The following is a 13107-nucleotide window of genomic DNA, read 5'->3' as shown; positions in this document are numbered from 1 at the left end:
TTACCTAACCTCCTGCAATAAGGACCTCAGGTATTTCAGGTAATCTGGTAAAACTTCATCAGCTGGCTCCATCTCCGGATTCCAGAGCCTTTCCCACTCCACGGACAGAGCTCCCTTATATCCAGATTCCTTTAGGTCCTTAACTATGTCCTTAATCGGGACCACGCCGATGCCAGGCCTACAGAACACCCTTTTCTCGCCCGAAAACACGAAATCTTTGAGATGCACGTGGGCAATGCGGTCTCTTATGAACGGAAACACCTTTTCATGTCTCTCGCCCGCGTAAATCATGTTGGCTGGGTCGTAAAGTACCCATGCTTTCTGGCTTTTCTGCAGGAACGCCTGAAGGTTATGAAGCATGGAAAGCACGGGGTCGTGGGTTTCAACCATGATTTTAACGTCATAACGATCTGCGATTTTTGCAGAGGCGTCCAGCGCGTTTGCTGCGTCTTCGTTGACATCTGCAACGTAGACCCTTATGGCCTTCGCGCCAAGGTCGCTGGCGATCTGGGAAAGCGTTCCGACGAGCCGTTGGGCCCTGTCGTTTTGAGCTTGGTCTGACGAAAACCTGGCGTACGCCGCGAGGTCAGCTACCCTTACCGATTTCAGCGTTTCAGCCTCATTAACGCTGAGCGGATAGCTCGGCCTTATGTGCTTGCCATCATCGGCTACCCTGAGCTCTAGGGCGTCGTAGCCAAAGAACTTAACCCTGCTCACAACGCCCGCTAGGTCGAGTTCTGGGTAGGCTAGGCTGCTGAAAGCCAATTCCAATCATATCACCACTTCGCCAGACATGGGCAGACGCACCGGCTGCCCGGTGCTTGACGAAAGGTATACGGCCTTAATCACCTCCAGCGCTTTTGCTCCTTCTTCACCGCTTACCTTGAACTCCCTTTCGTGGATTATGGAGTCTATGAAATCCTGCAGCAGCCTTATGTATAGGTTCGGGCTTTGTTTCAGCGTCTCGCCAGTGGTTGAGGAGAGATGGATCTCGCTTTTGGTCTCCGTCGCCAAAAAGGTGACCTTGTTGTCCGTCATCTCAGCGCTGCCCGCGGTTCCCATGATCCTTATCTTGCGGTATTGAGCGGACGCGGGCTTTGTGGACACCGTTTCCGAGAGCGTGCCCAAGTGGCCTTCCCTGAACTTGAGCGCTGCTACTCCAGTATCTTCCACTGGTATGGCTGGATGGGAGAAGTTGGCTATGTGACCAAAGACCTCTTGGACCTCTCCTCCAAAGTAAATCATGAGGTCAATGGTGTGTATTCCCTGATTTGTGAGCGCCCCGCCCCCCTCGGTCTCCCACATGCCCCTCCAGCTTCTGGCAAGCTCGTCCTTGAGGTAGTAACTTTTCTCGTCCCTCCACCATTTCAGCTCCCCCTCTATCAAGAAGAGCTTTCCAAGGTCACCTTTTTCGATGAGAGATTTAAGGGATGCCGCCGCATCTGAGTACCTTTCCATGAAGTCCACTCCGAGCTTGAGACGCTTTGACTTGGCCTTGCTTATGAGCTGTCTGGCTCCTGCCAAGGTTGTGGCCATTGGCTTCTCAACCAGCACATGCTTTCCGTACTCAAGCGCGTAAAGCGCCTGAGACACGTGGAGGTACGTGGGGGTTGCCAAACACACGACGTCCACCCTTTCGTCCCTTACGGCCTGATCGATGGTCGTGTAGCTTTCGGCCCCCAGTTCGGCCCCAACCGATTCGGCTACGGCTTTTACTTGGTCAACAACAGCCACAAGCTTTGCGCCCTGCACCTGATTTTTGAAGAATTTAGCATGCTGCGATCCCATGGCCCCTAGCCCGACTACCGCTACGCCTAACTCTTTCATTTTTATTAAGGCAGCCGGAGAATTTACGCCTATTTTTCGGCCCTTAGGTTTGATGTCAGCCTCTCGATCACGGTAAGGGCTCTTATGGCCTCAGAGCGTCTCATGAAAATAAAAAGATCGTTGTCGTGCCTTAGCACGTGCTTCACCTCTATCTTTAAACTGTTGAAGACTATCCAGAGAGGATGATACGCTACCGAGTTTCCCGGGAACGTCAGCCTGAGCAGCACGAGGTCAGAGCTTTCGTCATTTTCACCTCTCTGCTTCAGCAGCACTATCCTATCGCCGTGCCTGAAGAGCAGAAGGGTGGACGCAAGGGGTACGGAGCCAGCCTCTTTTGCGTCCAGCTCCTTCTCTATGAGGTTTGAGTCGAGCGTGAAGCTCAGGCCACGAAATACGGATGAGGTCTCAACCTCGCTTACCTTTTTCATGGCTATGGCCTTGGCTATGGTGTTTATCTTTGCTTTTTTCCCAGTCATGGCCTCCACCGATTCCTTGATCTCCCTAGCAAGCGCGTTGGCGTTAACAAGCCCTGTGGATATCAACAGCTGGTATACGTAGTTGCCATCTACGATCTGACTTACTGCCTCGTTGACCTTTAGTCTGGTCTCGCCTGAGGTGGTCATTTTACTATTGAATGCAGCAGAATTTATGTTTTGTGATTATTGTTCATTTTTTTGATTTTATTTCGAGGGTTTCAATACCTTTCGTTCTAACTCGAGGTAAACGGGAGCGTGGTCTGATCCCTCTATCCCTTCAAGTATGCCAGCCGCCTTTAGCCTTGGCAACAGCTCGGTTGACGCTATGAAGTAATCTATCCTCCATCCGATGTTCTTCTGCCGTGCGTTAAATCTGTAGGACCACCAGCTGTAATGCCCGCCCTCTTTGACGAAGTACCTAAAGGTGTCCACGTAGCCAAGGGCGAGGAACTTGGTCATCCATTCTCTTTCCTGTGGCGTGAATCCAGCGTTATTGACGTTGTCCTTGGGCCTCGCGATGTCTATTTCTTCATGAGCTACGTTGAAGTCCCCGCATATGATCAGGGGCTTGATCTTCCTCAGATTTTCAGCAAACGTCGTGAACTCGTTATCAAACTTGAGCTTGTATTCGAGCCTCGTGAGACCGTGCTGGGAGTTCGGAAAGTACGAGTTGATAAGGAAGTAATCTTGAAACTCGAGGACCTGCACCCTTCCCTCATCATCGAACTCCTTCGCGCCCATTCCGCTTAGGACGCTCAAGGGCTCCGTCTTGCAGAGGGCCAGCGTCCCGCTGTATCCCTCTCTGACGGCGGGGTTAGCGTAGACGTTATATCCAAGCGTTTGGAGCTCCAGAGGCACTTCTTTCGTCTTTATCTCCTGGAAGCAGTAGCATTCGGCCCCGTCCTCCTTGATGAAATTGACCAGCCCTTTCTTTAGCGCGGCCCTCAAGCCGTTTACGTTCCACGAAACGAGCCTTATTGACATATGTGCTGTTTACCTTATTATTTTAGGGTGCCGTTCGAACTGGATATGGTGATCAACAATCACGTGTAGTCGGTCACGTTGACTTCGTTGTCGGCGCTGCCTGTTTCCATGAATTTGGCGACGTTGCGGCTCGCAGCGATTTTTGCCAAGTCCGCCGTTTCCTTCGACGCTCCTCCTGCTATGTGCGGTGTGCCGGCGAAGTTCTCCAGCTGCGTGAAGGGAAGGTGAGCGCCCTCACCCTGTGGTTCGTGCCACCACACGTCTGTGCCGTACCTAAACTCCCTCTTTCTCTTGAGCAAGTCGTAGATCGCCTGCTGATCTACCACGTCACCGCGCCCAACATTTACCATCACGCAGTCATCTTTAAGCAGGGAAAGGCGCCGGGCATCTAGAAGGTTTCTAGACTCCTTGTTAAGCGGGAGCGCTATGGCTATGAAGTCAGCGTGAGAAAGTAGGTCATCTAGGGATTGAATGCCATAGACCTCATCAAAGACCGGGCTCTGCCTGGGATGGCGACTAATTCCCTGCGTTCTCATTCCAAAGCACTTTCCGATCCTCGCGATTTCTTGTCCTATTCCTCCGGCACCGAGGACAAGCAGCGTTTTTCCGTGCAGCTGCCTTGGATAGTTTACCGCTTTCTGCTTATCCATGACGTTTACCCCCTTTGCTAGGTGAAGGAGAAGCGCCCATGCGTGCTCCGCTACGGGCACCGAATAGGCGCCGGCATTTGAGAAGATCCGAACGCCCTTAGGAATCGCGGTGAAGGGGAGGTGATCCACCCCCGCGGAAAACGTCTGTATTGCCTTGAGCTTTGGAGCCGATGTGATCATCTCTGGTACTACCCTCCAGGCCATAATGACTTCCGCCTCGCCTAACCTGGAAGCGTCCTCTTCGACGACTTCCCACTTTTTCAGCACCTCTCTCGCCGCTTCTGGAAGCCTCTCCGCGGAGAATATCATGGGTTACTTAAAAGCGCGCGAATAAGCGTTTCTTGAGAAGCCAACGGGGAGCCGCCATGAGTTGCGCGTCTCGAAGTTTTTGACGTGAGCTGCGGCGACAAGCTCGGACTTGACCAGCTGGCGAATCCATGCTTGTAGCATGCGCTAACCGCTGTCGCATAACCCAGGTGCTCCAGCAAAGTTTAAAGATCGGCTTTTGTTATAAAACGCCTCGATAGCTCAGCCCGGTCAGAGCACCTGCCTTGTAAGCAGGGGGTCGCGGGTTCGAAGCCCGCTCGAGGCTTGCTAAGTCGCGTTCTCCTCGGAAGATTTACCGGCCTGATGACTTAAGGTCTCTTGACCAAAACGTTTATTAAATGGAGCTAATGGGCTTTCTGGGAACGTTTTTGAAAGTAATGCCTCTCTTCTCGAGGTGAGCCATGGTGTACGACGTCGCGGTAATCGGAGCGGGGCCTGGCGGCCTTTTCGCTGCCCTAGAGCTCGTAGAGAACAGCCCAGGGGTCAGCGTGGCGGTCATAGATAAGGGGTTCAAGATAAGGCAGAGGAATTGTCCTTTGTCCAAGGTCGGTCGTTGCATATGTCCTGTTTGTCACATAAATCATGGAGTTGGAGGAGCTGGGCTCTTCAGCAGTGGAATAATCAACCTGAGGCCGGACGTGGGCGGAGATCTACAGGAGCTGGTCGGGAGCTGGGATCTCAGCTATAAGCTAATAGACTACATCGATGGAGTCTTCATGCGCTTCGGCGCGAGCAAAGAGAGGGTGTTCGAGCCCAAAGGCGAGCAGTTCAACGAGTATCAGCGCATGACCGCTAAGGTAGGGGCACATCTCATACCCATAAAGCAGCACCACATAGGTACCGACGGATCGGTGGCGGTCATTGATTCATTTACCACGTATCTGGAAAAGGGGGGCGTGAACTTCGTGCTTGGCACGTCGGTGGAGGACGTGAGGAAGACCGGAAGCTTCTTTGAGCTCAGGACCGACAAGGGAACGCTGGAGTCCCGCGCGGTAATAATCGCGCCTGGAAGGGTTGGAGTTGAGTGGTTTAAGGATCAAGCTAAAAGGCTGGGAGTTCAGCTGACGCCAAATCCGCTTGACGTCGGGATAAGGGTAGAGGTTCCCAAATACGTTATGGATCCTTTGACGAGCCTTTACATGGATCCCAAGGTCATAATGTACACGCGGTCGCATGACGATAAGGTGAGGACTTTTTGCGTTAACCCTGGAGGATACGTGGTCGTAGAGAAGTACGACGACGGCACCATAGGCGTTAACGGGGAAACCTACACAAACCGCATCAGCGAAAACACGAACTTCGCGTTGCTTGCCTCCATAAAGCTAACTGATCCCATGGAGGACACCATCGACTACGGCAAGAGCATATCTAGGCTTGCGACCAAGCTGGGAGGAGGAAAGCCCATAATTCAAAGACTTGGTGACCTCGAGGACGGAAGGAGGTCCACGTGGGAAAGGATAGGCAGAAACACGATCGAGCCGACGATGAAGGTGGCCACGCCCGGAGACATAAGCATGGCCTTGCCCCACAGGGTTATGCAGGACCTGCTGGAGTTCATAGATAAGATGGATGGCGTGTTGCCCGGCCTCGCGTCAAAGTACACGCTTCTTTACGCTCCCGAGATAAAGTACTACAGCATGAAGGCGTCGGTGACACCGCTCATGGAGACCAGCGTAGAAGGGGTTTTTGCAGCCGGGGATGGGGCTGGGCTCTCTCGCGGGATAAACGTAGCAGCGGCTACGGGGACGCTGGCAGCCTGGGGAACGCTGATAAAGCTGGGCAAGGACGTCAAGAACGAGCTCTTCTCAGGCCTAGAGGGAGTGAAGCTCGAAGACGCGAGCCGACGCTTCATGAGTAGTTAAAGATAAATCCGGTGCTTTGTTTTAACGCATGAAACCATTGCTTCTCGGTATAGATGGCTTATCGTACAGCAAGTTCATGGATTGTGGGGCAAACGCGCTTCTGGGACTTGTGGACTCCGCTCAAAGGGGAGTTACGGAAAGCGATTTGCCAAAGAAGCCCTGCATTTCGTGGAGGAGCGTGCTGCAGCTTGGCGAATCGCAAGACGTTTACGCGTCACCTCTTATTCGCTCCACGGGGGCGACGCTCGTTAACATCCCCATACAGAGCCCAACGCTTGGCCTTTGCTCCAGGGACTTAGCGGCGCCCGCAAACCTCAATGACGAAATAGCGTGCGTTGAGAAGTCAGTAAAGGAAAACCTCAGCCAAAGGCCGGTGATTGCCGGCATAACCTCCTTGCAGAGGCTTTCCGGAGACGAGCTCTGCAAGGCATACCCGGTTGTGGATGGCTTTGTGGCCCGGCTGCTCAGCTTTGCGGAGGACTTCATAATATTTTCATCGTACGGCGTGCTGGGAGAGGACGGCCTCGAGCCGTATGGGGTGTACCTCGCGACCATAGGAAGGCCGAGGTCAAGGGATACGGTGCGTCCCGATGAAATAGGAACGCTTTTCGAGAGATTGGTTTTCGAGGCAAGGGATCGTCGAGGACGCCATATGGCGTCCCTGATCTCTCCGGGATAGGGGACCCGGATTCCAGCTTGCTCTATCTGCCTTAGCATTACCGAGGCGCTTAGGTCATCGGGATAAGTATATGCCGACGCTGCCTTCAGCACAAGCTTGTATGGCATGCCTATGAGGGCAGAATAGGGGGCCAAGTAGGTATCCGGGTTTGACCGGTAGGCTGACAGGGCGTCCCTAAAGGCGGAAACCACCGCGCTGACCGTTTTTTCGGGGAGGCTCGAGTGAGAGGCCAAGGTACAGCAGTAGTGCTCGCCGAAGTCGGAGTAATCTGTCAACTTGTGAAACCCCATCTCGGTCAACATGGTAACGTAAGGTTCCCATATACCTATGGCCTCAGCGCTTCCCTCCTCGAGCATCTTAACGAGTGATTCAGGGCTTCTAGCGTAGCTCATGTTCCCAACTTCTCCCATAATTGCTCCGCTTACGGTCGTCCGAACCAGTAGTTCCATGGTGGAGAGCTTAGTGGACGCGACTCTGGGGTGCTCAGAGAGGTACTTGCCTGACACTATGCTTGCCCCTCCTGCGCCCGCGGGAGCAATGATCTTGATCGGTGATTCCAAGAAGTAGAAGAAGAGCTGCATTACCATGGGTGAAATGCCAAAGTCAAGCTTTCCCATGGATAGCTCCTTCATGACGTCAATCCCGTTATCGTAGACCTTGATCTCGAGATCGATGCCTTTTTCAGATAGCCTTTTTTTGAGCGGTACGACGTACGGATATTCAGCCGACCTAATTATGCCAAGGGTGACCTTGCCCTGCCGCCTCTCTGGCGGGGGCGACTTCAGGTATACCACGTAGTTCTTCCCGACGTGAGTTCTTCCGATTACGCCATCCCTTTCCAGCTTCGTTAGGACCTCAGATACCCTGCTCTTCGAGAAGCCCGTTGCCTTCACGAGGTCCGCCTGATAGGCCTCGCCAAATTTGAGCGCCTCCACCACGGATTGCTCAACTGATCCCATACGCAAAAGCTGGTATCGCGCTTTAAACTTGTCGAACAAGAGTTCGTTTTCGGCTTCTCTACCTAAGCGCTTAGAGGTCATGATTTCAGCATTTGATCGCTAGCAGCCGAATGCCGTCGTATGACGATCGCTGCACGGTCTATGGAGGATTCAAGGGACCTGACATCTGCAGGCGTTTACTTGCCTGTATCTCGCGCAAATTCCCGTTGCGCCCTTCTACGAATTGCGTCGCTTGCTTTTGCTGAAGGCTTGGAGTTTGCGGTAAGCCAATTTCGATTAAAACATGGCCTTGACGAATTCGAAGATGAAGTAAAGGCCGAAGGCCAGGAGGGCGGCCGCCGATAAGACCCTTATGGCTCTGGCAACTGGCTCTCCTCCGCGTTTTCCAGCGGCCCTAATCGCAAGCGGAAAAGCGACTATCCATGAGGCCAAAGCCGTGAAAAGCCCCACTATGCTGGTGATGCCAAAAACCCCGATGAAGCTAAGTCCCGCGCTAAGCCACCAGCCGATCTGATATGGGTTTGAAAGGCCTATGGCAAGGCCCGTGAGGTAACCGGAGCGCTTCTCGCTGGGCTTTGGGTTCCCTTTTTGCCTCAGGGTTTGCAAGGCGAGAACTAGCATGAAGGAGCCCCCAAGTGCGTAAAAAAAGGTTAAGTACGGCTTTACCAGGTAAAGGACACCAAACGAGAGGCAGAAAAACGCACCGTCAGCCGTCATTGCTCCGGCTCCCACGAGGGAGCCCTGCTTTGCGCTCCTAGTGGCCTCCTGAGCTATCAGCGCGTTCATGGGGCCTGGCGGAGCTGCAAGCGTGAGGCCCATAAGTAATCCATATAGGAAAGCGATCACAAGCGCAGTTCTTAACGGCTTATAGGGATTGGGGATTTTTGATCTGGATCTCCGCTTTAACCCTTGGAATTGGGGCGGAAGCCCCCTCGAAGGGGATGAATGGCCCCTATAGAAGTGTTTTCCAAGTAGCGCCATGACCGATGGCGGTAGGGCCGGTGCGGGCCGAAATTACGCCCGTAAATAAGCGCCTTAACCCGCCCTCCGGACAGACGAACGAAGGCCTCCAGCGTCGGGAAACCGCGCTCCGGTAGCATGGTGATGGAGCACGGTCGTTGAACCAGAAATCTAGCCCAAAAGGGCGGGGCAGTTCACGGGCGTGAGAAAGCTTTTTTAAACGGTCTTATTTTTGAGAGAAGTCGTTGAATAACCGAGCTAACGTAGTCGGATCACGGCGTGGATCGGGATTGATCGACAACGTGCAGCGGAACTTTCCGCTCGGTTGGTGGCATAGCTTATTAGTGATCGATGGCATAACGCATGCCTTCCAGAAGAGTTTTGATTTTAGGAGGCGGGGCAGCTGGGATGAGCGCGGCTTCGAGGGCAAGGCGGCTTGATCAGGGAGCAGCGATAACGGTTCTTGAACAGACCGACATGGTAAGTCATGCGCCTTGTGCAATACCCTATTTCTTCGAGGGGCTCTTTAAGGACCCATCGCTTTTCATGACCTACACACCGGCCTACTTTCGCGAGAAAAGGGCAATAGATGTTAAGGTCGGTGCGCGGGTTGTGGACGTCGATTTGGGCAGCAGGAGGGTCACGTACAAGATCGGCACCGAAACCTCGGCAATGGAGTACGATTCCTTGATTATTAGCACTGGCGCAAGGCCGAAGATACCAGATGTGCCCGGAAGCCTTGGAGAAAGGGTGTTCTACGTTCATCATCCAGCGGAGGCCGTCACGCAGGTCTCGAGACTCTCATCGCTTGAAAGAGTTGCGGTCGTGGGAGCGGGAGTGCTGGGAGTAGAGCTGTCGGAGGCGCTCAGTTCGCTGGGAAAGAAGGTCACGCTAGTTCACAGGGGCCCATACCCGTTGAGCAGGATGCTTGATCCCGAAATCGGAAAGGTAGTCAGCGATCGGGTTGGGGCTTCCATGTCGTTAGCGCTCAATCAATCTCTGCGGGAGATCAGGGATGAAGGCAGAGTTGTCATTACAGACTCTGAAAAGTACGAGGTTGATGGGACCTTTATCACGATTGGAATTGAGCCAAGCGTTCAGTTCAAGGGGTTGCGCCTGGGCTCAAGCAAGGCCATAGCGGTCAATGACCGCATGGAGACGTCGGTAAATGGGGTCTATGCTGCCGGTGACGTCGCCGAGTCAGTTAACCTCATAACCGGAAAGCCCGATTGGCAGCCATACGCGCCCGTGGCGAACAAGATGGGATACGTTGCAGGCGCCAATTCTGTGGGCGGATCCATGAGCTTTCCGGGAGTGGTGGGGACCGTCATAACAAAGTTCTACGATAAGCTGATCGCGAAGACCGGGCTAACTTTGCGCGAGGCGCAGAGCTCAGGGTTCAAGGCGTATGAAACGACCATTAAGGCTCGGAGTCGCGCGCATTACTATCCTGGTGGCAAAGACATTTGGGTTACGCTTGTGGCAGAAGAGGGGACTAGAAGGCTCCTCGGTGGGCAGCTGGTCGGAGAAGAGGAGATCTTGGGGAGAGTTGATCTGCTGGCGCTTGCCGTTTCCAAGGGGCTAACCGCCCAAGACCTCTTCTTCGTGGAGATGGGGTACATGCCGGCCGTGGCGGGAGTGTGGGATCCGCTCATAATAGCCGCCAGGCAACTAATGAGAGAGTAGACGAAATCTTTCGGATTTTATGGAAATCGTTGCAGTTCGTCTTCGCTTTGATCATCGGAGCTCAAGACCTGCATTTCTTTGTTGTTTATGATCGGTTGGGCCGTAGATTTTTCCCTTCTGCCCTAGATCTGGCTTTTTAACTCTAGGTCGATATGGAAAAAGCCCCCTTAATGGTCGTTTATAAAAATGCGGTAGGTTTGTGGTTTGGAGAGGACGCAGGTCCGTCGCGACCGCAGGGCAAAGGTCGTCCGTTAATAGAAGGTAGTTCACAGGATGGCCCATAACTCCACTGATGATCGAGTGCTTCTCTTCATAAGCTTAAAGTCGCTCGACTGATTGCGGTGAGCGGCAACGTATATATATTTATGCGGATATAATACTGCGTTGGAAGAGCCCTTTCCCCTCCTTATGGGAGCTCTGAGCATCCTGATTTCCACGTTCTTTACCCTTAGGTTGATTAGGGTTGATGCTGGAAGCGGCAAGATGAGGGAGATCGCCGCGTACATCAAGGAGGGGTCTGATGCCTTTTTGGTAGAAGAGGTAAAGATAATGACAGTAGCTACTGCCTTTCTGGCTGCCCTCATATTCTTTGCCGTTGGCTGGCAAAACGCCGTCAGCTTTCTCGTGGGCTCGCTGAGTTCGGCGCTGGCGGGATACGTGGGGCTTGAGGTCTCGTTGAGAGCAAACGTTCGGACAGCAGCCATGGCGCTCCAGGGAGGTATTAAGCCCGCCTTCTCGACAGCCTATGAAGGAGGAAAGGTCATGGGCTTCTTTGTGGTTGGCATAGCCCTGCTTGGGATAGGTGCGCTTTACGCGGCCTTTCGCGATCCCCTGGACATGGTTGGCTACATGTTTGGGGCATCGCTTATGAGTTTGCTGCTGAGGGTGGGAGGTGGCATTTACACAAAGGGCGCTGACATAGGTTCTGATTTGGTTGGAAAGGTAGAGGCCGGAATTCCTGAAGACGACCCGAGAAACCCTGGCGTGATCGCTGATAACGTGGGTGATAACGTGGGGGACTGCGTTGGGATGGGCGCCGATCTGTTTGAGACTTACGCCGTTACGCTGATAACCGCAATGCTCTTGGGGTACCTCCTAAAGGGGGGAGCAACCTTCGAAGCCATTCCGCTTTACGTCGCGGGTGCCTCGGTCATTGCAACGCTGGTGGGCTCTTTATTCGTAGTGCCCTCGGGAAGCCGTATAATGAACGCCTTCTACAGAGGTCTGGCCGCTTCCGCTGTTTTGGGCCTCGTTATCGATTACTTCCTAGTTGGGCAGTCCAGGGGACTGTATCTGGCCATAGTCATAGGCACACTTGTGCTTATAGCCATGTATGCCTTTGCCGAGTACTTCACCTCTTACGAGTTCAGGCCGGTTCGCAGGGTTGCGGAGAGGTCTCAGACCGGGGCTGCGCTTAACATAATAACTGGGATGGCCAACGGATTGAAGTCGACGGTGTTTCCCGTGATCGTGGTGGCTGCAGCCGTGCTTGCCGTATTTATACTCAACGGAGGCCTCACTTCGAGCCTTGGTGACGGTATCTACGCGATAGCCATATCGGCCGTGGCCATGATGTCATTTGTGGGGATGGTTATCTCAATAGACACCTTTGGCCCCATAACCGACAACGCCGGTGGGATAGCCGAGATGGCGGGCCTGCCATCAAGCGTGAGGGAAAGCGTCACGGACGTTTTGGATTCGGTTGGCAACACAACCAAGGCCACGACAAAGGCCTATGCCATAGCGTCGGCCGCCTTGGCATCTCTATCGCTTTTCGCGGGCTTTGAGTTAGAGTTGCCGAAAACCATGCTTTCCCAACTGCTGGTTTACGATCCACTCGTCTTGGTTGGAATGTTCATAGGAGGCGTTGTGCCTTTCGTCTTCACCGCACTGCTGATGGATGGCGTGGGAGTTGCCGCTTTTGGCATTGTGAACGAGATAAGGAGGCAGTTTAAGGTGAGGGGAATAGCGGAAGGAGAGGTCAAGCCCGATTACGCGGCGTGCGTTGACATAACCACAAGGGTTGCGCTTAGAGAGCTCGCGCTGCCAGCCATGATCGCGGCTGGAACCCCGATTATGGTGGGCCTTGTCTTAGGGCCCTTGGGACTCAGCGGCTACATGTTTGGGGCCATAGTGACGGGATTCCCGCTTGCCATATGGATGACCACGGGAGGAGGCGCTTGGGATAACGCCAAGAAGTACGTGGAGAGCGGCGTATACGGGGGAAAGAACTCCGAAGCCCACAAGGCCGCGGTAATAGGCGACACGGTAGGAGATGCTACTAAGGACACGGCAGGGCCCGCTGTGAACCCGTTCATCAAGGTCATGGTTACCGTGTCCGTGCTGTTTGCTCCCATAATAGTTTTTGTTCACCTGCTTTAAAGACAAGGCTTTTAAGTGCATGAACGGAATTACATATGAAGCTATTTATCGCGGAGGCCGATGAGGCCACAAGGGTGGGGCTGCAACCCTTGTCGTCGGAATTAGAAGTCGAGTTCATGGAGGAGCCTCTTTCACCAGAAAACGCGTCAAAGGCGAGCGATGCGGATCTCTTGTCGGTGTTTATCTACTCTAAGCTCACCGCTTCCCTCATGCGCGAGCTCCCGAAGCTCAAGTTCATATGCACGCGCTCCACGGGATACGACCACATAGACCTTCAGGAGGCGGAGAGGAGGGGCATAACTGTGTCGAACGTGG

The 13107-nt window shown here is 53.6% G+C and carries 10 protein-coding genes, 1 tRNA gene and 1 pseudogene; 5 read left to right on the top strand and 7 right to left on the bottom strand.

What is annotated here, in order from left to right; all coding sequences use genetic code 11:
* From PRZ02_RS06860 to PRZ02_RS06840, 5 genes are read right to left on the bottom strand one after another with little or no spacing between them, the layout of a single operon-like run.
* A complete protein-coding gene (locus tag PRZ02_RS06860) occupies positions 1–771 on the bottom strand; it encodes a sugar phosphate isomerase/epimerase family protein (RefSeq protein WP_449465091.1) in 771 nt (256 codons plus the stop codon).
* Positions 772–1827, bottom strand: coding sequence for a Gfo/Idh/MocA family protein (locus PRZ02_RS06855; RefSeq protein ID WP_449465090.1), 1056 nt, complete (start codon positions 1825–1827; stop codon positions 772–774).
* A gap of 29 nt (positions 1828–1856) precedes the next feature.
* A complete protein-coding gene (locus PRZ02_RS06850) occupies positions 1857–2450 on the bottom strand; it encodes a hypothetical protein (protein ID WP_449465089.1) in 594 nt (197 codons plus the stop codon).
* Between the two features lie 57 nt (positions 2451–2507).
* Positions 2508–3287, bottom strand: coding sequence for an exodeoxyribonuclease III (locus PRZ02_RS06845; protein ID WP_449465088.1), 780 nt, complete (start codon positions 3285–3287; stop codon positions 2508–2510).
* Positions 3288–3346: 59 nt separating this feature from the next.
* The gene (locus PRZ02_RS06840; protein ID WP_449465087.1) at positions 3347–4246 is read right to left on the bottom strand and encodes a 2-hydroxyacid dehydrogenase; all 900 of its coding nucleotides are present in this window, start codon (positions 4244–4246) and stop codon (positions 3347–3349) included.
* 208 nt (positions 4247–4454) lie between these two features.
* Between PRZ02_RS06840 and PRZ02_RS06835 the strand changes: the two genes are divergently transcribed.
* Positions 4455–4529: transfer RNA gene (locus PRZ02_RS06835), tRNA-Thr, on the top strand.
* A 136-nt stretch (positions 4530–4665) separates the two neighbouring features.
* Positions 4666–6126: an NAD(P)/FAD-dependent oxidoreductase gene (locus tag PRZ02_RS06830; protein ID WP_449465086.1), complete on the top strand. Its 1461-nt coding sequence runs from the start codon at positions 4666–4668 to the stop codon at positions 6124–6126.
* Between the two features lie 207 nt (positions 6127–6333).
* On the opposite strand, the gene PRZ02_RS06825 is transcribed toward PRZ02_RS06830, so the two are convergent.
* Positions 6334–7764: a DUF7343 domain-containing protein gene (locus tag PRZ02_RS06825; RefSeq protein ID WP_449465085.1), complete on the bottom strand. Its 1431-nt coding sequence runs from the start codon at positions 7762–7764 to the stop codon at positions 6334–6336.
* Between the two features lie 276 nt (positions 7765–8040).
* The gene (locus PRZ02_RS06820; RefSeq protein WP_449465084.1) at positions 8041–8610 is read right to left on the bottom strand and encodes a LysE family transporter; all 570 of its coding nucleotides are present in this window, start codon (positions 8608–8610) and stop codon (positions 8041–8043) included.
* Positions 8611–9087: 477 nt separating this feature from the next.
* Between PRZ02_RS06820 and PRZ02_RS06815 the strand changes: the two genes are divergently transcribed.
* The 3 genes and pseudogenes from PRZ02_RS06815 to PRZ02_RS06805 form a co-directional block, all read left to right on the top strand.
* Positions 9088–10410 carry an FAD-dependent oxidoreductase gene (locus PRZ02_RS06815; RefSeq protein WP_449465083.1) on the top strand — a complete coding sequence of 441 codons (1323 nt, stop codon included), beginning with the start codon at positions 9088–9090 and terminating at the stop codon, positions 10408–10410.
* A gap of 384 nt (positions 10411–10794) precedes the next feature.
* On the top strand, positions 10795–12792 hold the full coding sequence (locus tag PRZ02_RS06810) for a sodium-translocating pyrophosphatase (RefSeq protein ID WP_449465082.1): 1998 nt from the start codon (positions 10795–10797) through the stop codon (positions 12790–12792).
* A 35-nt stretch (positions 12793–12827) separates the two neighbouring features.
* A pseudogene (locus tag PRZ02_RS06805) lies at positions 12828–13107 on the top strand (hydroxyacid dehydrogenase); the annotation flags it as partial.

The organism is Tardisphaera saccharovorans (genome assembly GCF_046635845.1).
Taxonomy (GTDB): Archaea; Thermoproteota; Thermoprotei_A; order Marsarchaeales; family UBA168; genus UBA168.
Note: the sequence above shows the minus strand (reverse complement) of the source record. Positions and strands in the feature narration are given on the sequence as shown.

Excerpts from the sequence above, each read along its gene's own strand:
- PRZ02_RS06855 (WP_449465090.1), bottom strand. The coding sequence starts at position 1,827 with ATGAAAGAGTTAGGCGTAGCGGTAGTCGGGCTAGGGGCCATGGGATCG.
- PRZ02_RS06850 (WP_449465089.1), bottom strand. The coding sequence starts at position 2,450 with ATGACCACCTCAGGCGAGACCAGACTAAAGGTCAACGAGGCAGTAAGT.
- PRZ02_RS06845 (WP_449465088.1), bottom strand. The coding sequence starts at position 3,287 with ATGTCAATAAGGCTCGTTTCGTGGAACGTAAACGGCTTGAGGGCCGCG.
- PRZ02_RS06840 (WP_449465087.1), bottom strand. The coding sequence starts at position 4,246 with ATGATATTCTCCGCGGAGAGGCTTCCAGAAGCGGCGAGAGAGGTGCTG.
- PRZ02_RS06830 (WP_449465086.1), top strand. The coding sequence starts at position 4,666 with ATGGTGTACGACGTCGCGGTAATCGGAGCGGGGCCTGGCGGCCTTTTC.
- PRZ02_RS06825 (WP_449465085.1), bottom strand. The coding sequence starts at position 7,764 with ATGGGATCAGTTGAGCAATCCGTGGTGGAGGCGCTCAAATTTGGCGAG.
- PRZ02_RS06815 (WP_449465083.1), top strand. The coding sequence starts at position 9,088 with ATGCCTTCCAGAAGAGTTTTGATTTTAGGAGGCGGGGCAGCTGGGATG.